The sequence below is a fragment of the Rhizobium sp. L43 genome (genome assembly GCF_002531725.1).
Taxonomy (GTDB): domain Bacteria; phylum Pseudomonadota; class Alphaproteobacteria; order Rhizobiales; family Rhizobiaceae; genus Rhizobium.
Map to the genome: position 1 here is coordinate 1 of NZ_NWSQ01000003.1, position 25,882 is coordinate 25,882.

Genomic DNA, 25,882 nt, shown 5'->3' on the forward strand with positions numbered 1-25,882 from the left:
CCAGCACCCAGGATGAATCACAATTCTGCTGATTTGGGAATCCCACCTCGATTCCGATAAGCAATGAACCGCTCTAGAGTGCGGTTGTGCTTGGCACCTTCGCAAGGTCCAAACCTGTTTACAAGGAGGTGGGACCCGGCATCAGATCATAGGGATGGCGCCAGCCCGGCATGTTGCTGATACGATCTTTCCAGGCTGCGATAGCCGGGAAGGCGCTGTGATCGATCCCGGTTTCCTCCGGCATGAAGACGTAGCCCGCCAGAGAGAGGTCTGCGATCGTCAGCCGGTCGCCGACCATGAAGGCCCGGTGCGCCAGGTGTTCGTCAACAATGGCATAGGCAGCTTTGGCCCTCAGTCTCAAAAATTCGACGACGGGCGTCTCGCCGCTCTTCTGGAGGCCATACATGAACCTCAGCGTCGCGTAGTAGCTCGTGAATTTATGGTTGTCGAAAAGAATCCAACGCATGATGTCGCGCCGTTCTTCGGCTGTCTGTGCCCCAAACTGCCCTGTCACCTCTGACAAGTAGTCCAGGATGATCCCCGATTGGCTGATCTTCGTTTGCCCATGTTCGAGCACAGGCGCCTCGCCCTGTTCGTTTATGGTTTTTCGCCATTGTTCGGTTCGCGTTTCTCCGCCCAGATAGTCAACGAAAATGCTTTCCCACTCGATGCCGGCCAGCGCAAAGAACAGCGCAACTTTGTAAGAATTCCCCGAGAGAGCGAAACAATGGAGTTTGAAATCAGGCATGAAAGCTCCTTATGCAATTCGATAAAGCATGTCTCACAAACGGTGCTGCCGTTTTGATGCCACGAACTTCGGCTCTTGCGAAAGCCGAACCTCGAGCCGGCTACCCTAAGCGATCGACTGCATGTAGCGCATGCCGGTCACCGGACGCGGGGTGAAATCCAGCTGTTCGTAGAAGCGGTGCGCCAGCACGTTTCCGGTGGCGGCACTGACGGAGAGGTAGCCGCAGCCGGCATTGCGGGCGGTCTCGCGGGCGCGGTCGACGAGCAGTTGGCCGGTGCCGTGGCCGCGATGGCCGTCGCGCACGAAGAGATGGTGCAGATCCATGCCGCGCTTGCCTTCCTGCGCCCTGTAGAGCGGCACGAGAATGGCGTAGCCGATCAGCCCTTCGCCGGTCTCGGCGACGAGTGCGGTGATCCAGGGCAGCGGGCCGAAGAGGTCGCGCTCCAACTGCTCCGGCGTCGTGCCCGAGGGATCGCCATGATGGGCGGCGAGCAGGGCGATCATCGCATTGAGTTCGGGCAGGTCGCGCGGCTTGGCGGCGCGGATCGTCACCACCGATGGGCGCATCAGTGAAATTTCGCTGTCTTCGATTTCGGTCATGGTCTTCGCGTCCTTTGATATTCTGCCGTCAGGACGCTGCCGATACAACAAAGCCGCCTGACGGCGGCTTGTTGACAATATGATCTGTCCGGCCGCCCTTTACAGGTACAGCCAAAAATACGAGCGGCTCTGGTGCGCGTTTTTGATCATGCAGCATCAATCGTCGGAAATGCGGGATTTGTCAATGGCCGATCGCCGCGCATCGGCAGTGATCCGGTTTCGACTCTTGATAGTATACCCCCCTATGCTATATAAGGGCTCATGTCCCACACCACCCTGCAGAAAAAGAAGCTCATCGCCCGCGTCAGCCGTTTGAAGGGTCAGATGGAGGCCGTCGAGCGAGCGCTCGAGGCCGAGCGCCCCTGCGGCGAAATCCTGCAGCTGCTCGCCTCCGTCCGCGGCGCCCTGATCGGGCTGACCGGCGAGGTGCTGGACGATCATCTGCGCGAACATGTGCTGAATGCCGATGACGACGCCGCCAGGGCAGAAGCGGTCGAGGAAATATCGGAAGTGCTGAGAACCTATATTCGCTGAGTGCCGTGACGAAGGAGCCTGTAATGCGTGCCGGAATCGACAAGGCTGGAATGGATGCCCTGGAACATGATCATGTTTTCCTCGGCGACGATCATGCGGTGAACGAGCGGCGCATCTGGCTGGTGATCGCCCTGACGGCGGTGATGATGGTGGCGGAAATCGCCGCCGGCACGGCCTACGGCTCGATGGCGCTGGTCGCCGATGGCTGGCACATGTCGACCCATGCCAGCGCGCTGCTGATTTCGGCGCTCGCCTATCTCTTCGCCCGCAAGCAGGCGCGCAACCCGCGTTTCACCTTCGGCACCGGCAAGCTCGGCGATCTCGCCGGTTTCGCCAGCGCCATTATCCTGGCGCTGATCGCCCTGCTGATGGCCTGGGAAAGCTGGCTGCGCCTTTCAAACCCGGTGCCGATCGGTTTTGCCCAGGCGATCGCCGTGGCGGTGATCGGCCTTGCCGTCAATCTGATCAGCGCCTGGCTGCTGGCCGGCGGCGGCCCTGATCACGCGCATCACGCGCATGGCCATCATGCCGCGCATCACCACGGCCACCACCATCATGGCGATCATGCCCACCATGATCACCACGCAAAGCCCGGCGACAACAATATCCGCGCCGCCTATCTGCATGTCATCGCCGATGCCATGACCTCCGTGCTCGCCATCGCCGCGCTGACGCTCGGCAGCCTTTACGGCTGGCTCTGGCTCGATCCCATCATGGGCATCGTCGGCGGCCTGGTCATCGCCAACTGGTCCTGGAGCCTGATGAAATCTTCGGGCGGCGTTCTTCTCGATGTCGTCCCGCACGGCGAGACGCTGCCGGCCGAAATCCGCCACGCGATCGAGACTGGGGAAGACCGGATCACCGATCTGCATGTCTGGCAGGTCGGCCCCGGCCATCATGCCGCCATCGTTGCCGTCGTCACCGCGACGCCGCGCGAGCCGGCCTTCTACAAGGACAGGCTTTCGGCGCTGACGGAATTGTCGCATGTGACGGTTGAGGTCACGCGCGCCGCGTAATCGAGGGGCGGGGGGCGTAAACGCGCTGCAGCGGACGACATCGTCGCGCGACGGCGACAAACTCGCAAGACGGCGACAAACTCGCACGACGGCGACAAAGTCGCCGTGGGAACGAGATGCCGCCGCAATCTCGCCTTAGCTCTGTTCTCCGACTCGCCGGAGGATGTTATGAATCTCAGCCTTACTCGCCGCTTGCTGCTCGGCTCGGCGCTTTGCCTGCCTGTTTTGGGCCTGTCCGCCAATGCTGAGGATGGGCCTGAGGATGGGGCCGCGGGGAAGGTCGAGGAGGGTGACGACAACATCCAGCGTCGCCTTGCCGAGCTGGAAAAACGCACCGGCGGCCGCCTCGGCGTCTCGGTGCTCGACACCCAGACAAGCATCTCCTTCGGCTATCGCGGCAGCGAGGCCTTTCCGATGTGCAGCACCTTCAAGGCGCTGGCCGCGGGCTTCGTGCTTGCCCGCGCCGACAAGGGCGAGGAGAAGCTCGACCGGCGGGTGAGCTACGGCAAGGATAAGCTCGTCGACTATTCGCCGCTCAGCGAAAAACACGCCGGCGCCGACGGCATGACGATCGCCGAACTCTGCGAGGCGGCGGTGACGGTCAGCGACAATACCGCCGGCAATCTGCTGCTCGAAAGCTTCGGCGGGCCGGTGGCGCTGACCGACTGGTTGCGCTCGATCGGCGACGGCACGACGCGTCTCGACCGCACCGAACCGACGCTGAACGAGGGCAAAAAGGGCGATCCGCGCGACACCACGACACCGGATGCGATGCTCGACACGCTCGGCAACCTGACGCTCGGCTCGGTGCTTGCCGAAGCCTCCTGCGACAGACTGATCGCCTGGCTGGTGGCAAGCACGACCGGCGGCGAGCGGCTGAGGGCCGGCCTGCCGGCGGAGTGGAAGGTCGGCGACAAGACCGGCACCGGCCCGAACGGCTCCCTCGGCGATATCGCGGTCATCTGGCCGCCCGACCGCGGCCCGATCGTCGCCGCCGTCTATATCGCCGAGGCGACCGCGCCGGTGAAGGATCTCAACCCGGTCTTCGCCGAGGTTGGGCGTATGATCATCGAGATGGTGTGAAGCATTGGACATGCGGCAGAGGGTGTAGGATTTTGCGCCAAATGAGCCGTGACCCATTGATCACGCACGTTGTGTCCCGTGCCAACTTCGTCACCGAGTTAGTGACTTTTTTGATATATTTCGAACAAAAGGGACAACACAAAGCCTATTGCAAACAACATCAAAAAGGAGCGCAACGAATGTTCAAATTCAGAGGTTTTGAAGATGATTTCCCACAGTCGCTGTCCTCCAATGATTGTCAAACTTATCAAAAACGACCGTAAAGCAACTAAAAGGAATGTATTCATCGCTTAATGCTCCTGATTGAAGGCCGGTCAAACGCCTTTGGCATTCAACCGGCACCAGCGATTTAGCTAGGCGAGTCTGCAGCATGACTGCCGAATCCGCGGATTTCGTTTATTTATCACCCGCCGCGAAATGTGCCATCTGGCCGTCATACGCTCTTTTGAAAGCCGGACGCGCGCAGGCGCGATCGATGTAGGAGCGCAATGCCGGATACTCGCCGGCGGCTCTGACCTTCGGCACACGAAGCGCATCCGTCATCAGGATATCGGCTGCAGTGAATTGTCCGGCGGCAAGCCATTCGCGCTGCGCCAGTACGGCTTCCAGGTGTTGCAAGCGCTGGAGCAGCCAACCGTCGAGCGGGTTGTTCGTGTCCTTGGACAGGCCGATGAACCACCAGGGGACCGAAACCATCTCGATCGAATTGAGCGCGGCAATCGTCCATTCCAGCGTCGCCGCCTCGCCCTTGGGGTCGCGCGGCATCAACTTTTCGCTTTTTCGCGCCAGATAGAGAAGACAGGCGCCGCTTTCGAAAACGGTAATGTCTCCGTCCTCGATGAACGGCACTTGGCCAAAGGGCTGGCGCGCGAAATGCTCCGGTCCGCGGTCATGGAAGGAGACCGACTTGACGTCGTATCTGAGGCCGGCCTCTTCACATGCCCAGCGCAATCGGATGTCTCGCACATGACCGCGGGGGCCAGGTGGCACCCAATCATATGTCCAGATCGTCAACGCCTCGGTCATGTCGTTCCTCCACGTGCGCGGCTCACAGATTACATCTCTCGATTGTCCCGTTCAATCGACCGGAATGTGGTTTCCAAGCGCAGCTCCCCATCACGGCAGCGTATAGGCGATCACATAATCGCCGGGCGTGGTGCCGACTGACCCGTGGCCGCCGGCGACCATGACGACATATTGTTTGTTGTCATCGGCCGTATAGGTCATCGGCGTCGCCTGGCCGCCGGCGGGAAGCCGCGCCTGCCAGAGCTCGCGTCCGTTCGTCACATCGTAAGCGCGCAGATAGTTGTCGACTGCAGCGCCAAGGAAGGCGACGCCGCCTTTGGTCAGCATCGGTCCGCCGATGCCGGGCACGCCCACCTTGAAGGGCAAGGGCAACGGCGTCATGTCGTGCACGGTGCCGTTCTTGTGCATATAGGCGATCTTGCCGGTGCGCAGATCGACGCCGGCGACATAGCCCCACGGCGGCGCCTGGCAGGGGATTTTCAAGAGCCCGAGGAAAGGCCCCATGAAGACGCCGTAGGGTGCGCCGTCATTGCGGTTCAGCCCCTGTTCGCTGCCCTTCTCGTCCTGGCCCCTCCGCGGAATGTCGGCGGCCGGCACCAGACGCGAGGTGAAGGCGAGGTAGGTCGGCATGCCGAACATGATCTGCCGCTCCGGATCCACCGCCACCGAGCCCCAGTTGAAGGTGCCGAAATTGCCAGGATAGACGATCGTTCCCTTGAGCGAAGGCGGCGTATAGCGGCCCTCGTAATAGTAACGATGGAAGTCGATGCGGCAGGCGAGCTGGTCGAACAGCGACACGCCCCACATGTCCTTTTCCTTCAGCGGCTCGGGCGAGAAGGTGAGGTCGGAAATCGGCTGCGTCGGCGAGGTATGATCGCCGGTGATCGCTCCATCCGGCGCCGGGATTTCCTTGACCGGGATGATCGGCTCGCCGCTGCGCCGGTCGAGCACATAGAGATCGCCCTGCTTGGTCGGGCCGACAAGGGCGGGAACCACGGTGCCGTCCTGCTTCGTCAGGTCGATCAGGACAGGCTGGGCCGGCACGTCCATGTCCCAGAGATCGTGATGCACGGTCTGGCGCACCCAGCGCAGCTGGCCGGTAGCGATATCGAGCGCGACGATTGAGGAGGAGAATTTCTCGACATTGTCGCTGCGGCCGATGCCGAGCTGGTCGGGCACCTGGTTGCCGAGCGGGATGTAGACCATCCCGAGCGCTTCGTCGACGCTGAAGACCGACCAGCTGTTCGGCGAGTTGGTCGTGTAGGTCTGACCCTCGGGGATCGGCGTCGTTACGTCGGGATTGCCGGAATCCCAGTTCCAGAGCAGCGCGCCGGTCTTGATGTCGAAGGCGCGGATGACGCCGGATTGTTCCTCAGTCGAATAATTGTCGTTCACCGCCCCGCCGACGATGATCTTGCCCGCCACCGCAACCGGCGGCGAGGTGGAGTAATAATAGCCGGCCGGATTGTAACGCATGCCGGTTTCCAGATGCAGCACGCCCTGGTCGGCAAAAGCGGTGCAGATCTTTCCATCCGCCGCATCGAGCGCGATCAGCCGCGCGTCCGATGTCGGCAGGTAGACGCGCTCGGCGCAGGGCTGGCCGGCGGCGACATCGGGATCGGCATAATAGGTGACGCCGCGGCAGGTCTGGTGCTGCCGGTTGGGGTTCATGCCGGAGTTGGCGTTGTATTTCCATTTCTCCTTGCCTGTTTTCGCGTCGAGCGCGATCGCCCAGTTGTGCGGGGTACAGAGATAGAGCGTGTCCTTCACCTTGAGCGGCGTCACCTGATAGGTCGTCTCGCTAATATCCTCCGGCCGCTTGACGTCGCCGGTCTGGTATCGCCACACCTCCTTGAGGGTGGAGACGTTTTCGGCGGTGATCTGGTCGAGCGGCGAATAACGCTGGCCGAAAGGCGTGCGGCCATATTGATGCCATTCGCCATCCGGCACGCTGCCGCCGAAGGCGGGGCTGGCGGCGACCTTATCGGTCGGCAGCTCGCCGGCGAGATCGTGCGGGTCCCTCGTCATCGAATAGAGGGCGACGAGGATGGCGAGGATGACGGGCACGGCGAGCGGCCAGGGATTGGCGCCATAGGTGAAGCCGGTCGGGCTGCGCAGGCCGAGCGGCCGGCGAATCCAGGGCGTCAGCAGCCAGAGCCCGAGCAGGATGATCATGCCGCCGCGCGGCCCCAGCTGCCACCAGTCGAAGCCGACCTCCCACACCGCCCAGGCGAGTGCCGAGACGACGAGCACCGCATAGACCCAGAGCGCCACCGCCTTGCGCATCAACAGCAGTCCGGCGGTGATCAGGAACATCAGCCCGGCGAACAGATAGAAGACGCTGCCGCCGAGCGTGACGAGCCACAGCCCGCCGCCGCCGAGCGCCAGCCCGATGACGATGAAGAAGATGGAGGTGATGACGATCGCCATAAGGCTGTCTCCCGCTGAGGTTCGCCGGGTGAGGGATCGACGGAAAAGTCCCGCCGATCAGCCAGATAGCGCGAAGGAGATGCCTTTCAACGGCCACAATTGCCGCAGGCTGTCGTCACGGTACGGTTGTATTGGACCCGCTTACGTCCCGCAGAAGGTCGCAAGCACCCGTTCGTCCGGCTTTGGCGGTTGCAGATAGGCGGCAAAGCCCGGCTGGTCCTCATAGGGTTTGGAAAGCACGGTCACCAGCGCCTCGAACAGCGAGAAATCGCCGTTCTCGACGGCGGCCTCGATTGCCTGTTCGACCCGGTGGTTGCGCGGAATGAAAGCCGGATTGACGGCGCGCATGGCAATGGCGCGCTCGGCAGCCGTCTTCGGATCGCGGGACAGCCGCTCGCGCCACTGCGCAAGCCAGGCGCCGCAGGCCTCCGGTTCGCGGAAGCTCGCCGCAAAGGCCGGCTCTACCCCGTCATCGCCGGCAAGATCCGACAGCCGCCGGAAGGTCAGGGTGAAATCGGCGGCCTGTGCCTGCATCAGCGACAGCAGCGCCTGCACCAGCTCGAGATCGGCATCCTCTTGCCCGGCAAGGCCGATCTTCTCCCGCATGCCGGCCAGCCAATGCGCCTGGAACCGTTCGCCATAACTCTTGATCACCGCATTCGCCTTGTCGACGGCCCTGTCGGGCTCGGCATCGATCAGCGACAGCAGTGTCTCGCCGAGCCTTGCAAGGTTCCATTGGCCGATGCCGGGCTGGTTGGCATAGGCATAACGGCCGTGCTGATCGATCGACGAAAAGACGGTCGCCGGGTCATAGGCATCCATGAAGGCGCAGGGGCCGAAATCGATCGTCTCGCCGGAGACGGTCATATTGTCGGTGTTCATCACCCCATGGATGAAACCGACATGCAGCCAGCGGGCAATCAGCGCTGCCTGGCGCTCGGACACCGCCTCGAACAGCGCGAGATAGGGATTTTCGGCCTCTTTCAAGGCGGGATAATGCCGGTCGATCACATAGTCGGCCAGCGCCCGCACGCCGTCGGTGTCGCCTCTGGCGGCGAAATACTGGAAGGTGCCGACCCTGATGTGGCTGGCCGCGACGCGGGTGAAGACCGCGCCCGGCAACACCTCTTCGCGATAGACCGGCTCGCCCGTCGTCACCGCCGCCAGCGCCCGCGTGGCGGGAATGCCGAGCGCAAACATCGCCTCGCTGATGATATATTCCCTGAGCACCGGCCCGATCGCCGCCCGGCCATCGCCGCGGCGCGAAAAAGGCGTCGGGCCCGCACCCTTCAGCTGGATGTCGAAACGCTTGCCGCCGCGGTCGATCACCTCGCCGAGCAGGATCGCCCGCCCGTCGCCGAGCTGCGGCGAGAAGCCGCCGAACTGATGCCCGGCATAGGCCATCGCCAGCGGTTCTGCCCCTTCGGGAAGGAGGTTGCCGGAAAAGATCGCCGCGCCGTCGCGGCGCAGGGCCTCGACGTCGAGCCCGAGCTCGGCGGCGAGCGGCTCGTTCAGCTTGATCAGCCAGGGTTCGGCCACCGGCGTCGGTACTTGGGCCGCAAAGAAGTGCTGGGGCAAGCCGACATAGCTGTTGTCGAACGGAAAGGCCGCACCGGGCCGGTTTGTCTGCAGGGCGGAGGTCATCCCTCATAGGTAGGGCCGGGGTGCTTAGGGCGCAAGCCGGTTTGGATGAAGACCTTCACGAAGAACGGGCCGATGCAAGGAATCGTGATCTGCCTTTCCCTCTCGTCAAAGCTGCCTTGCCATAAAGGACATAGCGCCGCCATGATCCGAGGCGTATAGCAGACCGTCTCCCCTTGGCCTTGCGCCATGTCATCTCCGCGGCCTTGCTGCCTCGTGTGCTCCGCCGCGCCACCGCGAGTGATTCCGGACGATGTCGGATCAGATTTACCAGGCGCCGATGGTTCGGCGCGCCGCGCCCAATTTCCGGGTGATCGCGATGATTGTCGCGAGTGCGATGCTGATGGAAAATATCGATGCGACGGTGCTGGCGACCGCGCTGCCGACCATGGCGCGCGATTTCGCCGTCAGCGCCCCGGCCATGTCGATCGCGCTCACCTCCTATCTCCTCAGCCTGGCGATTTTCATTCCGGCCAGCGGCCGGATGGCCGACAGTTTCGGCTCGCGCACCGTCTTCCGCGCGGCAATCGCCGTCTTCGTCGCCGGCTCCATCCTGTGTGCGCTCGCGCCGACGCTGTCCTTCCTGGTGCTGGCGCGGCTCTTGCAGGGCATGGGCGGCGCGATGATGATGCCGGTCGGCCGCCTGGTGCTGATGCGCAGCGTCGACCGCAAGGATATGGTCAGCGCCATGTCCTGGCTGCTGGTGCCGGCGCTGATCGGCCCCATCATCGGCCCGCCGCTCGGCGGTTTCTTCGTCACCTATCTCGACTGGCGCTGGATCTTCTATATCAACGTGCCGGTCGGCATTATCGGCATGATCTTCGTCTCGATCTACATCGACGAGGTGAAGGGCAAGGCGAGCGGCCCCTTCGATACGATCGGCTTCATCCTCTCCGGCATCTCGCTCGGCTCGCTGCTCTTCGGCTTCGAAATGTCGAGCCATGAAGGCGAGGGCGCCTTCTCGATCTTCCTGATCGCGCTCGGCCTGCTCTTCGGCATCGCCTATCTCAAGCATGCCCGCAAACACCCGTCGCCGATCATGGATTTCTCGCTGATGAAGGTGCCGAGCTTCGGCACGTCGGTCATCGCCGGCTCGCTGACGCGCATCACCCAAGGGGCGCAGCCCTTCCTGCTGCCGCTGCTCTTCCAGATCGGCTTCGGCCTGTCTGCCGCCGCAGCCGGCCAGATCGTCATCGCCACGGCGCTTGGCGCGCTCGCCATGAAGCCGATGGCGAAGTTCGTCTTCCGCCGGCTCGGTTTCCGCCGCAGCCTCGTCCTCAACGGCATCTGCGGCACGGTCGGCTACGGCCTCTGCGCCGCCTTTCGGCCGGACTGGCCGATGCCGCTCATCTTCGTCGTCCTGGTGCTCAGCGCCTTCTTCCTGTCGTTCCAGTTCACCGCCTATAACACCATTGCCTATGACGAGATCGACAAGGAGCGGATGAGTTCGGCCACCAGCTTCTACACCACCTTCCAGCAACTGATGCTGTCGCTCGGCATCTGCATCGGCGCCTTGGCGCTGCACGGCTCCATGGCCTTGTCAGGCGCCGAAACGCCCGCGCTTGGCGATTTCTCCACCGCCTTCATCGTCGTCACCCTCATATCGATTACCGCGACCTTCTGGAACCTGCGCTTCTTGCCGACCGCCGGCGAGGAGATCAGCGGCTATAGGGCCAAACGGACGAAGGCGGCCGGAGGTTGACGATAAAATTCATAAAAACAAGGATTTGACGCGCGCCGCTTGAATCAAATTCTGCGCCCCCCCGCTCAGTCCTCGTTCTCCATATCAGCCGCCATCTCCGCGAGCTTGCGCACGGTGTTGAGATTGCGCGAGGTGCCGGGTTTCAGCCCCGGCAGCTTCAGCTTCGAGCGGCCGGACCCATTGGGATAATGCACATAGATTTCGCGGCCGGCGAGCTTCGCCTCCTCGCCATCGGGCGCCACCATTTTCTCCAGCGCATCACTGGGCGCCTTTTCGGGCAGGAAATAGACGAGCAGGAGGTTCGGCTTCGCGTCGGGAAAGGGGGCGTCGGCGACGATATCGTCAAGCTCTTTACGGGTGCGCACCATCACGCCTGGAGGTTTGCCCATCTTTCGGCCGAGCGCCTCGTCGAGCCGCTCCTCCACTGTCTTTTCCAGCTCATCAGAGCAGAAAACCACGTTGCCGCTCTGGATGTAGGTTTTCACGTCGGAAAAGCCGAGGCCTTCGCAAATGGCCTTCAGTTCGGCCATCGGCAGGGCGCCGGTGCCGCCGACGTTCACGGCGCGGAGGAGGGCGATGTAGACGGGCATTTCTCTCCCTCTCTTTATTGGCCTTGTGCCGTGCCAGCCCCCCTCTGCCCTGCCGGGCATCTCCCCCACAGGTGGGGAGATCGGCTGGGCGCACCGGCTTCCCCAAACAATGAGCGTCCAGCACGGCGAAACGGTAGAGAAGCAGGAAGGTCAAGCCACTTGTGATCTCCCCACCTGTGGGGGAGATGCCCGGCAGGGCAGAGGGGGGCGCCACACGGCACGCCCCATCCCATCCAATCCAATCCAATCCAATCCAATCCCTCACATCTTCCCCGCCACCTTGATGGCAAACGCATACTCGAACGCGATCTCTTCCAACCGCTGGAAGCGCCCTGACGCCCCGCCATGGCCGGCATCCATATTGGTCTTCAGCAGGATCGGCGCGTTGCCGGTCGTCTTGTCGCGCAGCTTGGCCACCCATTTGGCCGGCTCCCAATAGGTGACGCGCGGGTCCGTCAGCCCGCCGAGCGCCAGGATCGGCGGGTAGGCTTTTGCGCCGACATTGTCGTAGGGCGAATAGGAGGCGATCTGCTGGTATTCCTCCTTGCTGTCGATCGGATTGCCCCATTCCGGCCATTCCGGCGGGGTGAGCGGCAGCGTATCGTCGAGCATGGTGTTCAGCACGTCGACGAAGGGAACGGCGGCGATGAGGCCGGCGAATTTTTCCGGCGCCATGTTGGCAACCGCACCCATCAGCATGCCGCCGGCCGAGCCGCCCTCGGCGATGATCTTCGCGTAAGAGGTGAACTTCTGTTGATTCAGATAATCGGCAGCGGCGACGAAGTCCTTGAATGTATTCGTCTTCTTGTCCATCTTGCCGTCTTCGTACCAGGCAAATCCCTTGTCCTTGCCGCCGCGGATATGGGCGATGGCATAGACGAAGCCGCGGTCGGCGAGCGACAGGCAGTTGGTGTTGAAGCCGGCCGGAATGGTGATGCCGTAAGCGCCGTAGCCGTAAAGCAGGCAAGGCGCGCTGCCGTCGAGCGGTGTATCCCGGCGATAGAGCAGGGTGACCGGCACCTTCTCGCCGTCCCAGGCAGGCGCAAAGACGCGCCGGGTGACGTAGTCGTCGGGATTGTGGCCTGACGGCACTTCCTGCGTCTTCAGCAGCGTGCGCTCGCGCGTCACCATGTTGTAGTCGTAGAGCTGCGACGGCGTCGTCATCGAGGAATAGGAAAAGCGGATGATATCCGTGTCGTATTCCGCAGCACCCGAGAGCCCCAGAGAATAGGCTTCCTCGGCAAAGGCGATCGCATGTTCCTCGCCGGTCGCCCGGTCGCGGATCATGATTTGCGGCAGCCCGTCCTTGCGTTCCAGCCACAGAAGATGGCAGGCATAGGCCATGTGGCTGATGATGAGCGTGCCGGGCTTGTGGGCGACCACTTCGCGCCAGTTTTCCTTGACCGGATTGTCGACCGGCGCTTCCATGATCTTGAAATCCTTGGCGCCGCCATCATTGGTGAGGATGTAGAAGACGTCGCCGCCCTCGGTCAGCGAATATTCGATGCCTTCCTCACGCGCCGCCACCAGCTTCGGTTCCGCCGTGAGGTCCTTGGTCGACAGCAGCCGGTATTCGCTGGTCTCGTGGTCGTGAATGTCGATATAGATGACATCGTCGAGCAGCGAGCCGCCGACGCCCATGAAGAAGCCGGCATCGGCTTCCTCATAGACCAGCCGGTCTTCCGATTGCGGCCGGCCGACAATATGGTGGAACACCTTGGAAGGCCGGTGGTTCTCGTCGAGCGCCGAATAGAAGAAGCTCTTGCCGTCGGGCGCCCAGACGCCGCCGCCGCCGGTATTCTCGATCCGGTCGGCAAGGTCCTCGCCGGTTGCGAGATCGCGGACCTTCAGCGTGAAGAATTCCGAGCCCTTGTCGTCATAGCCCCAGATGCCGTGGCTGTGGTCGCTCGTATGGTCGAGGCCGGCGAGACGGAAATAGGCCTTGCCGGCGGCCTCCTTGTCGCCGTCGAGCAGCACCGTGCGGATCGTCTCATCAGCGACGTCGCCGTCGCGGGCGATGCGGAAATAACGCGGCTGTTCGCCGCCGGTGACATAAAAGGTGCCGTAGGCATAGGCGCCATCCTTCATCGGCACCGAGCTGTCGTCTTCCCTAATGCGGCCGCGCATTTCTGAAAACAGCGCCTTCTGCAGCGGCTTCGTGTCTTCCATCGCCGCACTCATATAGGCGTTTTCGGCTTCGAGATGCTGGCGGATTTGGGGATCGAGGATCGACGGATCCTTGAACATCGCCTGCCAATTGTCGGCGCGCAGCCAGGCATAATCGTCCGTGCGGGTAATGCCGTGGCGCGTGTCGGAGGTGGGCTTCTTCGGTGCGGCGGGCGGTGTCGGCAGGCTTTTGAAAACGGACAAGGAATGGCTCCGGTGGGAATGTCGGGTTGGCAAGAGATAGAGGCGCGCCGCCGCCGGATCAAGCGGCAAGGCTGCGCCAGGGGTGCGGGTGACCTTCCACAGACAAGGAGGGTGCTCGGCCGGCTTTGCCTTGATGTCACCACAATATTTAAGAAAGTCCGCTCTCGTCGCGCGAAATTTGCACGTGCCAAGCCCCCGGCAAGCTGCCCGGGGCAGGGTGAAGAATGGACAACAGTAAGGGATTTTCTCCGCAATGCCGAAACGTCTGATCCTGTTTGTATCCCTCGCAAGCCTTGCTGCCCCCGCCTTTGCCGTCGATCCCGCCATCAAGAAGCAGCTGGAAAAACTCGATCCCTCGACCCGGCTGGAACAGAGCTGCGACACCGAGGCGATGAGCCGCATCAACAATGACAGCACCGGCTTCAAGCCCGACAAGGTGATCGCCTACACCTTCAAGGATCCGGTCGCCGGCGACAATTCGCTGCAGGCGCCGGGCGCGGTCTTCCGCAGCAAGGGCGACTGGTACCATCTCTCCTACAATTGCATCACCGGTCCGCAGCATATCAACGTGCGCGAGCTCAACTACGAGATCGGCGAGAAAGTGCCGCGCGAGAAGTGGGACAAATATTATCTCTACGATTGATGCAGCGGCTTTTGGCCTAGAGCGGTTCAGCTTTTGATGAAAGCGCAGAACCGCTCTAAATTTTTGTTTTTACGCAATTCCCGGCAAAAGCGCTTCGCGCTTTGCCTGGGAAAACCGCTTCGCACTTTTCCTGGAATTGCTCTAGCGCCTGCGGTGACATCCGGCCACATGGCGGCGGACGAGAGCAATCGCTAAAATCGACGAACCCTAGTCCTAGAAGCCCTGATATGAACCGCATCCTTTTCGCTTCGGCCCTGCTCCTGGCCGCGATATCAGCTGCATCGGCGGCCGAGTTGCCGTCGGCGCCGTCCATCTCGGCCGCACCCACCATCGGCGCTCCAGGCCCGAAGGTGCCGGCGCCAAAACTCGTCGAGCCGCATCTGCATATCGCCCGGTCCAATATCGCCGGTCATGCCCGCATTGCGCTCACCTTCGATGCCTGCATGGGCCAGGCGGACGAGCGCATCCTGTCGATGCTGGTGCGCGAACGCATCCCGGCAACGATCTTCGTCACCGCCCGCTGGCTGAGACGCAATCCCGCCGCGGTCGCCGTCTTCCTTGGGAACCCCGATCTCTTCGAACTCGAAAACCATGGCGAGAACCATATTCCGGCAGTCGACACGCCGACGCTGATCTATGGCATCGCTTCCGCCGGCTCGCCGCAGGCGGTGCGGCAGGAAGTCGAAGGCGGCGCTGCCGCCATGGTCGCGGCCGGCATCCCGGCGCCGCACTGGTTCCGCGGCTCGACCGCCAAATACGACCTGTCGGCCATCGGTCAGATCCGCGCCATGGGTTTTCGCATCGCCGGTTATTCGGTGAATGGCGACGGCGGCTCGCTGCTCGGAGCCGTCATCACCGAAAAACGCATCGCCTCGGCGAGGGATGGCGACGTCATCATCTCCCACATCAACCAGCCGACGCATGCGGCAGGCGAGGGGGTGGCCAAGGCGCTGGTCGATCTCAAGGCAAAGGGCACGGAGTTCGTTCGCCTCGAGGATGTCGAGGATATGGGTGACGACAAGACGACGGAGTGATTGAAGGCGTGCCGTGGGGGACACCCCCCTCTGCCCTGCCGGGCATCTCCCCCACAAGGAGGGAGATTGGCTGGGTGCGATGGCTTCCTCAAACAACTGGCCGTCACATGAATCGTGAACTTAGGGCGAGGCATCGCTTCTTGCCGATCTCCCCACCTGTGGGGGAGATGCCCGGCAGGGCAGAGGGGTGCCCCACGCCACGACAATCAACGCGGGACCTTACCTCAGCTCGCTCCCCATCCGCACCACACCCTCTCCAAACCGCCGCAAGCCCGGTCCATCCCTGTCGAGCGCGAAATCCTCGAACCAGTCGCGATGCATGCCGGCGAGCATCGCGCCGATCATCTGCGCAGCGAGATAGGAAAAGGTGATGCCGTTGCCGCCGTAGCCATAGGCGGCGAACACATGCGGCGTCTCCGGCACCGGGCCGATCAGCGGCAGACCGTCAACCGTCTCGCCGAAAGTGCCGCACCAGGCGTGTTCCACCCGCGTATCGGCTTTCGGCCACAGCCGCTTCATCTTCTCCCGGATCGCCATGGTCTTTGCCGGCAGCTTGCGGTCGCGCGCTGCAGGATCGATCGTCTCGTCGTCCTCGCCGCCGGCGACGATGCGATTGTCCGCCGTCGTGCGCATATAGAGATAGGGATGGCTGTCCTCCCAGATCAGCGCCCTGTCGCGCCAGAATTGTGCCGGGTCCTGGGGCACGGTGGCGAGCGCCCAGCTGGAACTCGAGCGGTGCAGCTTCGGCATGTCGAAGCCCGGCATCGAATAGCCGGTCGCCAGCACGACATGCCGCGCCTCGATGAGGTGGCCTTCATCCGTCTCCATCGTGACGTGATCGCCTTCGCTGTGAAGCGCCGTCACCGAAGCCTTGACCAGCCGCGCACCGCGCCGCACCGCCATCTCGATCAACGCCCAGGTCAGAAGCAGCGGATCGCACTCCGCCGAACCCGGCGAATAGATCGCACCATCCCGGTCGAGCTCGAATTGGGTGAAGAGATCGGGATGTTCGAGATAGACGCCGGGCAGGCCCGCCCGGCGGCGAAGCTGGCGCTCCTCCAGCAGGTTGCGGGCGCCTTCCTGATTGGCGGCGAGATAGAGCGTGTTGCGCGACCGGAAGCCGCAGGCGATCGCGTTGGCGGCGATCAGCTTGGAAAGGCCGGCGACCGCGGCACCGCTGCGGCGGTAGATGCCGGCCGCCCGCTCGAAGCCGTAATAATCCTCAAGCTCGGTCAGCGTGCTGTCGGTTTCCCATTGCAGCATCGCCGTGCTCGCCGCGGTGCTGCCGAAACCGGGCTTCTCCCGGTCGATGATCACAACGGAAAAGCCGCGCGCCGTCAGATGTTCGCCGACCAAGGCGCCGGTGATGCCGCCGCCGATCACCGCGATGTCGGCGGAAAAGCTCTGCTCGATCGACCGCCATTGCGGGCGTAAGCCGCTTTTCCCCCAGAGAGACCGGCCGCTGACCATCTGGTCGTGGTCGGATTCGGCAAGATCGAGATCAGCTGCCACGAACGTCTCCCCGGTTGATCATTTCGGCAACTGCGGCTGCGGCTTTTCCTCGATCAGCAGTTCGTCGATAACAGTCATGACGATCAGCGACAGCGGCAGCGCCAGCATCGCCCCGACGGCACCCCACATCCATGTCCAGAACAGGATGGCGAGGAAGACGACGAAGGGATTGATTTCGAGCCGCCGTCCCATCACCGCCGGGAAGATCAGGTTCTCCATAAGCAGATGCACGGTGAAGAAGGCGGCGGCCGGCATCAGGCCGATGAGCAGGCCGTCATGGGTGAGGATGCCGGCAATGGCGACGGCAAGCGTCATCAGGGTGATGCCGAGATAGGGGACGAAGCTCGACAGGAAGGCGAAGAAACCCCAGAGCATTGGGGTCGACAGCCCGGCGGCATAGGCGATGACTGTCATGACGACGCCGAGCCCGACATAGATCAGTGAGGCGGTGGCGAAATAGAAGCCGAGCACCTGCTCGACGGCGTTGATGACGCGGATTGCCGCCAGCCGCTGCGTGCGGGTGCGGAAGGTCATGATGACAGTCTTGCGCAGGTTGACCCGGCCGGCGAGGAAGAACAGCAGCGCCGCAAAGAAGATCATCCCCTGCACCACCGCCGGCGTCAGGCTGGTCGTCACCACGTGCAGCACGCTGCCGGTGTTTTCGAGCAGCGCGCCGATCGACATCGATCCGCTTTCGAATGTCGCCGGCGTGATATGCAGCCATTTGATGCGCTCCAGATAAGGCATCAGGCGGTTTATGGTTCGTTCGGCGAAGGCCGGCCCCTCATTGGCAAGCGTCATCAGCGGGTCGGCGAGCGAATTGATCAGTAGGAAGATCACGAGCGCCACGCTGCTTGACAGCAGGACGGCATTGGCAAGCCGCGGCACGCCCATCTTGCTGAGCTTTTCCGCCGCCATGCCGAGGATCATGCCGACGACGACGGCAAGCGTGATCGGGATGAGGATGAGCGACATCAAATAGACCGCGGCAAGGAAGAGAATGCCGAAGATGCCGATGATCGCCCAGGCCATGGTGACATCAAGCCCGTCCTTTTCCAGCCGGTGCAGCGGTGGCGGCGGCAACTCTTCTGCCGCCTCCTTCAGGGACTGTGCCCAGGCGCTGGTGTGGCGTTCGCCGATCGCGATCTTCTTTGCGTGTTTGCGGATGCCATTGGCGATGCCCATGCGGCGAGGTCCCCGAAGCCCCATTGCTTCGTCACGGAAACGCGCCGATACGGTTCCGGTTCCCTGAGGGAAGTGACCATCCGGAAAGGCGCGTCCGGCATGGTTTTACGCCGCTGTTTTTGCCCGCATGGCGTGAGCCTTTTCAACGGCCCGGGCTGATCCGCCGTGACCTGGAAATTACGCCGAAAGCGTCAGGCCGATATTCCAGGGATCCCTCAGGAAGGTGCCGCCGTCGCGCTTCTCGCTCTTGATCTCCAACGCGTCGAGCTTGGAGACCGCCGCATCCAGCGTCGCCTTGTCGTTGAAACGGATCTTGTAGTCCGAAAGTCCGGTCATGTTGCCGGCGCGTGCCGTTGCACCGCGGCTATTCCAGATATTGGCGGCGAGATGGTGATGATAGCCGCCGGTCGCAAAGAAACTCGCGCCGGGACGGCTCGCCATCATCTTCAGGCCGAGGACGTCGCGATAGAAGGCGTCCGCTTGTGGAATATCGCCGACCTGCAGGTGCAGGTGGCCGATCGCCGTCCCCTCAGCCATGCCGTCCCAGCGCTCGTCCGATGCGCTGTCGTAGAGCGCCTGCAGGTCGAGGCGTAGCGTCGCCATATCCACCATGCCGCCCTGGTCGAATTTCCATTGTTCGTGCGGCCGGTCGGCATAGATTTCGATGCCGTTGCCTTCAGGGTCGGACAGATAAATCGCCTCGCTGACGAGATGGTCCGAGGCGCCGTCGAGCACGACATTGTTGTGGGCCGCATGGCGCAGCCAGCGTGCGAGCTCGGTCCGGTTCGGCATCAGGAAGGCGGTGTGGAAAAGGCCGGCGGCATTGCGTGGCGCGATGGCGGCGTCTTTGGCCGTCGTCAGCGTCAGCAGCGGCAGATCGCCGACACCCAGCACTTGCCCGCTCGCCGTCTGCTCGATGACCTTCAGACCGAGTATCGATTGATAGAAGCCGGAAACGAGACCGAGGTCGGTCACCACCAGATGCGACTGGTCGATATAGGCGGGCCGCGTCAGCGCGTAGGAAGTTTCGGTCGTCATGGATTGTTCTCCTGCCCTTGATCCGGCCTGTAGAATGGAAGGCGTACCGGCGGTGGCGGCAAATGTGCCGCCCGCAGCAAGCCCGAGAAAGTTTCGCCGGTTCAATCGCCTCTGTCTCCTCGGTTGCCGTACTTGCATCCTATATGGCGCATTCCAATTGTTCACAGAAGACGCGTTTTTGAGGATGAAGCGTTGAATAGACGTTGACGATGACTTGCGCCCACTTGATCGCGATCAACGCGCCCATATCTTCTTTAGAGGACGCTTATAAAGCTCAGCCATGGAGGGAAGCCATGTATAGGAAGATCATCGTAGCGATCGCGCTCGGCGGCATCGAAAAGGGACAAACGATCCTCCGCAAGGCCGCGTCCTTGCTCGACGCCGGCGGCGAGATCATCGCGCTCAACGTCGTCGAGGATGTGCCGACCTATGTCGCGATCGAACTGCCGGCCAATATGGTCGAGGACGCCATGCAGGACAGCCGCGACCAGCTGCAGGCGCTGCTCGCCGCAACCGGTATCGCGGCAACCGTCGAGATCCGCAACGGCCCGCCCGCCAAGGCGATCATCTCGACCGCCGAAAGCCACGGCGCCGATCTGATCATCGTCGCTTCGCACGTTCCGGACTTTTCCAACTATTTCATCGGCGCCACCGCCGACCGGGTCGTGCGTCATGCCAAATGCTCGGTGCTGGTCGACCGGCAGAAGATTTGATTTGCGCGGGCTGCCGCGCCGTCAAAACCCGGCAGGTCTTGCAGCCTGTCACGAAGATTTACCGCCGGTGCGCTTTGCCGCAGTTGCGCGTCCATCCGTTCGATGCGACGATTGCAATCGGGGTCTGAAACGGATTGGCGCGCATGGCCGAGTTCAACGGCATTCGCTGGGCTTACGATCGATATGAACTGATCGCCGACGGCATCGTCCATGGCGTCGGTCTCGTGCTGGCGCTGATCGGCGCCACCGCGCTGATCTTCTATGCCACGGTCTGGAGCTCCTACGGCGCGCTCGCCGCCGCCTGGATCTATGGCGTCGGGCTGGTGCTGACGCTTGCCATTTCCTTTTCCTACAACGCCTGGCCGGTTTCGCGCACCAAATGGTACCTGCGCCGCTTCGATCATTCGGCGATCTTCCTGCTGATCGCCGCCACCTACACGCCCTTCCTCGAGCGCGGCGCCGACGATCCGCTGCTCTTGTTCATGCTGGTGGCGATCTGGCTGTTCGCCGCCGCCGGCATCGTGCTGAAATGCGTCTTTCCCGGCCGTTACGATCGTCTTGCCATCCTGCTTTATCTCGCCATGGGCTGGAGCGGCGTGGTGGTGGCCGGGCCCGTCGCCGCGCGCATTCCCTCCGCCTCGATGCTGCTGATTGTCATCGGCGGCGTCATCTATTCGCTCGGCGTCATCTTCCATGTCTGGGAAAAGCTGCGCTTCCAGAACGCCATCTGGCACGGTTTCGTCGTCACCGCCGCCGCCGTGCATTATTCGGCTGTCTTCACCTGCTTCAGCCTGTCGCCGCCGGGCTTGTGAACGACGGTCGTTTACATCTGTCGGGGTCGGGCGTATGCCGCGTTCACAGACAATATGAACTCGAGCATCATGACAGACGCTGTCCTCCTCCGCGACGCCACCGAAGCCGATCTTGCCGCCATCCGCGATATCTACAATCACGCCGTCGAGCACACGACGGCGATCTGGAACGATACGCTGGTCGATCTCGAAAATCGGCGGGAATGGTTCAGGGCGCGCAAGGCGCGGGGCTTTCCGGTGATCGTCGCCGAAATCTCGGGCAAGGTCGCAGGCTACGCCTCCTATGGCGACTGGCGGGCTTTCGACGGCTATCGCCACACGGTCGAGCATTCCGTCTATGTCGATAGGGATTGCCGTGGTGCCGGCATCGGCGAGCGGCTGATGCGAGAGCTGATCGCCCGTGCCGCGGCCGCCGATATCCATGTTATGATCGCCGGCGTCGAGGCCGAGAATACCGCCTCGATCCGGCTGCACGAAAAGCTCGGTTTCCGCATCGCCGGCCGATTTTCCGAGGTCGGCACCAAGTTCGGCCGCTGGCTGGATCTCACCTGCATGGAGCTTCGCCTGCCTCCGGAGTGATCCGGCAACCCACTTGTGAACGGCGCTCGCCATCTTTTTATTGTAGTCTGAGCTGTGTAAGAAAGTGGAGGCAGCCTGCTTCGCGAGAGGCGGCTCCCCAATATCATGCCCGAAAGTGTCATGCCCGGAAGCGCGTTATGGAGGTGAACAGTTCAATGGCAATGCACGGATTGTCGCTCGGTCTCCTTGCCCTCGTCCTTCTGGCATTCCCATCGGTTGCCGCCCGGGCCGCCGATTGCGGCAGCCTGGCCTCGCCGAAGCTTGACTGGCAGGAATGCACCAAGAAGAACCTGATGCTGCAGGGCAGTGATCTCGAAGGCGCCAATCTCTTCGGCACCGATTTCTCGCTGACCGATCTCGCCGGCGCCAACTTCAAATCCGCCAACCTGGAGAAAGCGACGCTGGTGCGCGCCTCGCTGGAAGGCGCACACGCCGAAGGCGCCAACTTCGCCAAGATCGAGGCCTATCGCTCCAGCTTCGCCAATATCGCCGCCGAGGGCGCGTCCTTTGCCGGCGCCGAGCTGCAGCGCGCCAATTTCGCCGGCGCCCAGCTTGCCGGCGCGAGCTTCGAAAAAGCTGAACTCGGCCGCGCCGATTTCGACAAGGCAGTGCTGACGGGGGTGAAATTCTCTTTCGCCAATCTCTCCCGCGCTGATCTCTCCAAGGCCACCTTCGAAGGCCCGGCGACCTTCGAGCGCGCCTTCATGTTCCTGACCCGCATCGAAGGCCTCGACCTCTCGGGCGCCGCCGGGCTCGAACAGGCGCAGATCGACCTTGCCTGCGGCGATGCCTCGACCAAGCTGCCGGCAGGCCTTTCGGCACCCTCGACTTGGCCATGCCCTGCCGATCACGATTGATTGGGGCTTTCGCGCGATACCGAGCGGTTGGTAAGGCCCTATGGGCAACAATGGCTGGCGGGTACGCAACCATCTGCTGGGACTGTCGGATTCGATTTAGTGCAATCGCAACTCGCCCGTGACGCGACGCGCCATTCGTTCGGTCCGATCAGCCGCTGGTGGCTATTAGAGCGTATTGCGAATTCCTTGAATCGGGATTCCGTTTTTGGCGCAAATCAGATTGGATTGGACAGGCCACGGAGGTTTGTTCGATGGGTCGAGCTTATTCGATGGATTTGCGCCAGCGGGCGATGGATCGGGTTGCTGCGGGCGAGACGTGCCATGCCGTTGCTGCCGCTCTGAAGGTTGCGCCGTCGAGCGTGATCAAGTGGGCGCAGCGCCAGCGCCGCACCGGCAGTGTCGCGCCTGACAAGATGGGCGGCCGCCGACCGGCCTTGATTACTGGCGAGCATCGCGTCTGGGTCTTGGCGATGATCGATGGATCGGACCATGTGACGCTGGAATGGCTTGCTCGAGGTCTGCAGGAGCGCGGCCTCAAAGTCCATCCAGCCAATATCTGCCGCTTTCTCCATCGCGAGGGCAAGAGCTTCAAAAAAAACCGTGCTGCCAGCCGAGCAGAACAAGCCGAAACTGGCACGTCAACGTGAACGCTGGAAGCGCCATCAGGGCAAGATCGATCCTGACCGCCTTGTGTTCATTGACGAAACCTGGGTGAAGACCAACATGGCTCCGCTCAGGGGCTGGGGCGAACGAGGCAAGCGATTGGTCGCCCATATCCCGCATGGGCATTGGAGGACGATGACCTTCGTCGCAGCCCTCAGACGCGACCGGGTCGATGCGCCATGGGTCCTCAACGGGCCGATGAATGCCAATGCTTTCCTGACTTATGTCGAGAAGGAACTCGCCAAAACCCTGTCGCCGGGCGACATCGTCGTCCTCGACAATCTCGGCAGCCACAAAGGCCAGGCTGTGCGCCGGGCTATCCGAAAGACAGGGGCCAAACTCATCTTTCTGCCTCCCTACAGCCCCGACCTCAATCCCATCGAGCAACTCTTCTCCAAGATCAAGCAGGCCATGCGCACTGCCATGGCCCGATCCGAAGAGGCCGTCCACAACGCCCTGGCCCAAGCAATCGAGACAATCCAACCCAACGAGTGCGAAAACTACATCCGAAACTCAGGATATGGGTCAACCTAAATGCAAACCGGTCTAGCGAACGGAATGCAGCGGCCCGTCAAGCTTGGACTGCCAGAAATCCAGGAATCTGTGCATTTCGGGAAAGTCGGGGGCGAGATCGTAATCCTGCCAGACATAGGTCTGCAGAAGCGACTCAAAATCCGGCATGCGGTAGAGGATGTGCGCGGTGGTAAGGCCGTAACCGTTGAGCTGGCGCTCTATGTCCGATGAAAATTCCATGCTTCATCTCCGTTTCGCGACAACGAGAAGGTGGCGCATATCTTTGCCTCCATCAACTGGTTTCTCAACGCGGAAACAGTGTTTGTTGTTCCTTCTCAGTATGTTAGCAGCCACTCCAGGCGAGTGCTAATTTTTTTCGCCACCCCCCTTGAAATGGAAAAACCGCAAAACCAGATCATTTCGCGCAAAACGCTCGACAGAGGTTTGCACCCGCCCGGACCGGTCATCCGGTCCGGCCAGGGAACAACGTCATTATTGTTTGTCCATTGGAGGAAAACATGTCGTTCCGACCGCTTCATGATCGCATTCTCGTCCGCCGGGTCGATTCCGAGGAAAAGACCAAGGGCGGCATCATCATCCCTGATACCGCCAAGGAAAAGCCGCAGGAAGGCGAGGTTATCGCCGTCGGCCCCGGCGCGCGCAACGATGCAGGCCAGATCCAGCCGCTCGACGTCAAGCCCGGCGATCGCATCTTGTTCGGCAAATGGTCCGGCACCGAGATCAAGATCAACGGTGAAGACCTGCTGATCATGAAGGAAAGCGATGTCATGGGCATCATCGAGGCCCAAGCCGCCGAAAAGATCGCCGCCTGAGGCGTTCTCAGCGCATAGTCAAGAAAAGCTGCCTATCGAAGGAGTGAAAGAATGGCTGCGAAAGAAGTCAAATTCCATACCGATGCCCGTGAACGCATGCTGCGTGGGGTCGATGTGCTGGCCAATGCCGTGAAGGTGACGCTCGGCCCGAAAGGGCGCAACGTCGTCATCGACAAGTCCTTCGGCGCGCCGCGCATCACCAAGGACGGCGTTTCGGTCGCCAAGGAAATCGAACTCGAAGACAAGTTCGAAAACATGGGCGCCCAGATGCTGCGCGAAGTCGCCTCGAAGACCAACGATCTCGCCGGTGACGGCACCACGACTGCAACGGTGCTGGCCCAGGCGATCGTCAAGGAAGGCGCCAAGGCGGTCGCTTCCGGTATGAACCCGATGGACCTCAAGCGTGGCATCGACATCGCCGTCGACGCCGTTGTCAAGGAACTGAAAACCAACGCCCGCAAGATCTCCAACAATTCCGAAATCGCCCAGGTCGGCACGATCTCCGCCAACGGTGATTCCGAGATCGGTCGTTACCTTGCCGAAGCGATGGAAAAGGTCGGCAATGAGGGTGTCATCACGGTCGAGGAAGCCAAGACGGCCGAAACCGAACTCGAAGTCGTCGAAGGCATGCAGTTCGATCGCGGCTATTTGAGCCCGTATTTTGTTACCAACCAGGACAAGATGCGGGTCGAACTCGAGGACCCCTATATTCTCATCCACGAGAAGAAGCTGTCGAACCTGCAGTCGATGCTGCCAGTTCTCGAAGCCGTCGTTCAGTCCGGCAAGCCGCTCCTCATTATCGCTGAAGACGTCGAAGGCGAAGCGCTTGCGACGCTCGTCGTCAACAAGCTGCGCGGCGGCCTGAAGATCGCCGCCGTCAAGGCGCCTGGCTTCGGCGACCGCCGTAAGGCCATGCTCGAAGACATCGCCATCCTGACCGGCGGCACCGTCATCTCCGAAGACCTCGGCATCAAGCTCGAGAACGTGACGCTCAATATGCTCGGCCGTGCCAAGAAGGTGTCGATCGAGAAGGAAAACACCACCATCATCGACGGTGCTGGCTCGAAGATGGAGCTTGACGGTCGCACGGCTCAGATCAAGGCCCAGATCGAAGAAACCACCTCCGACTACGACCGCGAGAAGCTGCAGGAACGCCTTGCCAAGCTCGCCGGCGGCGTTGCCGTCATCCGTGTCGGCGGCTCGACGGAAGTCGAGGTGAAGGAGAAAAAGGATCGCGTCGACGACGCGCTTCATGCAACCCGTGCCGCCGTCGAAGAGGGCATCTTGCCCGGCGGTGGCGTTGCCCTCCTGCGCGCCGTCAAGGCGCTCGATAATCTCAGCGTGGCCAACCAGGACCAGCGCGTCGGCATCGAGATTGTGCGCCGCGCAATCGAAGCCCCGGTACGGCAGATCGCCGAAAACGCCGGCGCAGAAGGCTCGATCGTGGTCGGCAAGCTGCGGGAGAAGAGCGAATTCTCCTATGGCTGGAATGCCCAGACCGGCGAATATGGCGATCTCTATGCGCAGGGCGTTATCGATCCGGCGAAAGTGGTGCGCACCGCGCTTCAGGATGCCGCCTCCGTTGCCGGTCTTCTGGTGACGACGGAAGCGATGATCGCCGAGAAGCCCAAGAAGGAGGCCGCTCCGGCCATGCCCGCCGGCCCCGGCATGGACTTCTAAGCGATCGCTCGGCCCGCCCTGCTCTTAAGGGCGGGCCTCCCCACGCACTATCGAATGAACCAAGTTCCATCGGTCAACAT

General features: G+C 62.2%; 23 protein-coding genes and 1 pseudogene. 13 read left to right on the forward strand and 11 right to left on the reverse strand.

All coding sequences use genetic code 11. The features are described from left to right. Nucleotides 1–118: 118 nt before the first annotated feature. Both CO667_RS04815 and CO667_RS04820 read right to left on the reverse strand, forming a co-directional pair. Nucleotides 119–748: a glutathione S-transferase family protein gene (locus tag CO667_RS04815; RefSeq protein WP_097617324.1), complete on the reverse strand. Its 630-nt coding sequence runs from the start codon at nucleotides 746–748 to the stop codon at nucleotides 119–121. Between the two features lie 105 nt (nucleotides 749–853). Continuing rightward, a complete protein-coding gene (locus CO667_RS04820; protein WP_097617325.1) occupies nucleotides 854–1,348 on the reverse strand; it encodes a GNAT family N-acetyltransferase in 495 nt (164 codons plus the stop codon). Between the two features lie 261 nt (nucleotides 1,349–1,609). Here CO667_RS04820 and dmeR point away from each other — a divergent pair, with 261 nt between their 5' ends. The 3 genes from dmeR (at nucleotide 1,610) to bla (ending at nucleotide 3,981) form a co-directional block, all read left to right on the forward strand. Further along, the gene (dmeR, locus tag CO667_RS04825) at nucleotides 1,610–1,882 is read left to right on the forward strand and encodes a Ni(II)/Co(II)-sensing transcriptional repressor DmeR (RefSeq protein ID WP_097617326.1); all 273 of its coding nucleotides are present in this window, start codon (nucleotides 1,610–1,612) and stop codon (nucleotides 1,880–1,882) included. Nucleotides 1,883–1,905: 23 nt separating this feature from the next. Continuing rightward, entirely contained in the window at nucleotides 1,906–2,898 is a 993-nt protein-coding gene (dmeF, locus tag CO667_RS04830) for a CDF family Co(II)/Ni(II) efflux transporter DmeF (protein WP_097617327.1), read from the forward strand. Nucleotides 2,899–3,066: 168 nt separating this feature from the next. After that, nucleotides 3,067–3,981 carry a class A beta-lactamase gene (bla, locus tag CO667_RS04835; protein WP_097617328.1) on the forward strand — a complete coding sequence of 305 codons (915 nt, stop codon included), beginning with the start codon at nucleotides 3,067–3,069 and terminating at the stop codon, nucleotides 3,979–3,981. Between the two features lie 396 nt (nucleotides 3,982–4,377). Here bla and CO667_RS04845 read toward each other — a convergent pair whose 3' ends face one another. From CO667_RS04845 to CO667_RS04855, 3 genes are all read right to left on the reverse strand, one after another. Then, nucleotides 4,378–5,007 (reverse strand): glutathione S-transferase family protein, encoded by a 630-nt coding sequence (locus CO667_RS04845; protein WP_097617330.1) that lies wholly within the window; start codon nucleotides 5,005–5,007, stop codon nucleotides 4,378–4,380. A 90-nt stretch (nucleotides 5,008–5,097) separates the two neighbouring features. Beyond that, entirely contained in the window at nucleotides 5,098–7,437 is a 2,340-nt protein-coding gene (locus CO667_RS04850) for a glucose/quinate/shikimate family membrane-bound PQQ-dependent dehydrogenase (RefSeq protein WP_097617331.1), read from the reverse strand. A gap of 141 nt (nucleotides 7,438–7,578) precedes the next feature. Further along, nucleotides 7,579–9,081 carry a protein adenylyltransferase SelO gene (locus tag CO667_RS04855; protein WP_097617332.1) on the reverse strand — a complete coding sequence of 501 codons (1,503 nt, stop codon included), beginning with the start codon at nucleotides 9,079–9,081 and terminating at the stop codon, nucleotides 7,579–7,581. A gap of 250 nt (nucleotides 9,082–9,331) precedes the next feature. On the opposite strand from CO667_RS04855, the gene CO667_RS04865 reads away from it, so the two are divergent. After that, nucleotides 9,332–10,780, forward strand: coding sequence for an MFS transporter (locus tag CO667_RS04865; RefSeq protein WP_097617334.1), 1,449 nt, complete (start codon nucleotides 9,332–9,334; stop codon nucleotides 10,778–10,780). Between the two features lie 65 nt (nucleotides 10,781–10,845). Here the strand turns inward: CO667_RS04865 and CO667_RS04870 are convergent, their stop codons facing one another. Both CO667_RS04870 and CO667_RS04875 read right to left on the reverse strand, forming a co-directional pair. Continuing rightward, complete coding sequence (locus tag CO667_RS04870) at nucleotides 10,846–11,370, reverse strand: DUF1697 domain-containing protein (RefSeq protein WP_097617335.1); 525 nt, start codon at nucleotides 11,368–11,370, stop codon at nucleotides 10,846–10,848. A gap of 261 nt (nucleotides 11,371–11,631) precedes the next feature. Next, nucleotides 11,632–13,740, reverse strand: coding sequence for a S9 family peptidase (locus CO667_RS04875; protein WP_097617336.1), 2,109 nt, complete (start codon nucleotides 13,738–13,740; stop codon nucleotides 11,632–11,634). 253 nt (nucleotides 13,741–13,993) lie between these two features. On the opposite strand from CO667_RS04875, the gene CO667_RS04880 reads away from it, so the two are divergent. Continuing rightward, entirely contained in the window at nucleotides 13,994–14,383 is a 390-nt protein-coding gene (locus tag CO667_RS04880; protein ID WP_097617337.1) for a DUF930 domain-containing protein, read from the forward strand. Between the two features lie 227 nt (nucleotides 14,384–14,610). After that, the gene (locus tag CO667_RS04885) at nucleotides 14,611–15,417 is read left to right on the forward strand and encodes a polysaccharide deacetylase family protein (protein WP_097617338.1); all 807 of its coding nucleotides are present in this window, start codon (nucleotides 14,611–14,613) and stop codon (nucleotides 15,415–15,417) included. A gap of 219 nt (nucleotides 15,418–15,636) precedes the next feature. On the opposite strand, the gene CO667_RS04890 is transcribed toward CO667_RS04885, so the two are convergent. The 3 genes from CO667_RS04890 to CO667_RS04900 all read right to left on the reverse strand — a co-directional run bounded on the left by CO667_RS04890 (nucleotide 15,637) and on the right by CO667_RS04900 (nucleotide 19,257). Further along, nucleotides 15,637–16,929, reverse strand: a complete 1,293-nt coding sequence (locus CO667_RS04890; protein ID WP_097617339.1) for an FAD-dependent oxidoreductase — start codon at nucleotides 16,927–16,929, stop codon at nucleotides 15,637–15,639. 18 nt (nucleotides 16,930–16,947) lie between these two features. Beyond that, nucleotides 16,948–18,114 carry an AI-2E family transporter gene (locus CO667_RS04895; protein ID WP_097617340.1) on the reverse strand — a complete coding sequence of 389 codons (1,167 nt, stop codon included), beginning with the start codon at nucleotides 18,112–18,114 and terminating at the stop codon, nucleotides 16,948–16,950. Nucleotides 18,115–18,291: 177 nt separating this feature from the next. After that, nucleotides 18,292–19,257, reverse strand: a complete 966-nt coding sequence (locus tag CO667_RS04900) for a VOC family protein (RefSeq protein WP_179874059.1) — start codon at nucleotides 19,255–19,257, stop codon at nucleotides 18,292–18,294. 188 nt (nucleotides 19,258–19,445) lie between these two features. On the opposite strand from CO667_RS04900, the gene CO667_RS04905 reads away from it, so the two are divergent. From CO667_RS04905 to CO667_RS04925, 5 genes are all read left to right on the forward strand, one after another. After that, nucleotides 19,446–19,865, forward strand: coding sequence for a universal stress protein (locus tag CO667_RS04905; RefSeq protein ID WP_097617342.1), 420 nt, complete (start codon nucleotides 19,446–19,448; stop codon nucleotides 19,863–19,865). 143 nt (nucleotides 19,866–20,008) lie between these two features. Continuing rightward, nucleotides 20,009–20,677 carry a hemolysin III family protein gene (locus CO667_RS04910; RefSeq protein WP_097617343.1) on the forward strand — a complete coding sequence of 223 codons (669 nt, stop codon included), beginning with the start codon at nucleotides 20,009–20,011 and terminating at the stop codon, nucleotides 20,675–20,677. Between the two features lie 69 nt (nucleotides 20,678–20,746). Beyond that, nucleotides 20,747–21,256: a GNAT family N-acetyltransferase gene (locus CO667_RS04915; RefSeq protein WP_097617361.1), complete on the forward strand. Its 510-nt coding sequence runs from the start codon at nucleotides 20,747–20,749 to the stop codon at nucleotides 21,254–21,256. 155 nt (nucleotides 21,257–21,411) lie between these two features. Further along, on the forward strand, nucleotides 21,412–22,113 hold the full coding sequence (locus CO667_RS04920; RefSeq protein WP_097617362.1) for a pentapeptide repeat-containing protein: 702 nt from the start codon (nucleotides 21,412–21,414) through the stop codon (nucleotides 22,111–22,113). 251 nt (nucleotides 22,114–22,364) lie between these two features. Continuing rightward, nucleotides 22,365–23,310, forward strand: a protein-coding gene (locus tag CO667_RS04925; protein ID WP_143540693.1) for an IS630 family transposase whose coding sequence is annotated in 2 segments (ribosomal slippage) — nucleotides 22,365–22,703 and nucleotides 22,705–23,310 — 945 coding nt in all. Because the reading frame shifts where the segments join, the coding sequence is not laid out codon by codon here. A gap of 15 nt (nucleotides 23,311–23,325) precedes the next feature. On the opposite strand, the pseudogene CO667_RS04930 reads toward CO667_RS04925, so the two are convergent. Further along, nucleotides 23,326–23,529 (reverse strand): annotated as a pseudogene (locus tag CO667_RS04930) (aspartate-semialdehyde dehydrogenase); the annotation flags it as partial. Between the two features lie 278 nt (nucleotides 23,530–23,807). On the opposite strand from CO667_RS04930, the gene groES reads away from it, so the two are divergent. Together groES and groL are read left to right on the forward strand one after the other, a co-directional pair. Beyond that, nucleotides 23,808–24,122 carry a co-chaperone GroES gene (groES, locus tag CO667_RS04935; protein ID WP_025393808.1) on the forward strand — a complete coding sequence of 105 codons (315 nt, stop codon included), beginning with the start codon at nucleotides 23,808–23,810 and terminating at the stop codon, nucleotides 24,120–24,122. A 51-nt stretch (nucleotides 24,123–24,173) separates the two neighbouring features. Next, nucleotides 24,174–25,802, forward strand: coding sequence for a chaperonin GroEL (gene groL, locus CO667_RS04940; RefSeq protein WP_097617345.1), 1,629 nt, complete (start codon nucleotides 24,174–24,176; stop codon nucleotides 25,800–25,802). Nucleotides 25,803–25,882 lie beyond the last annotated feature (80 nt).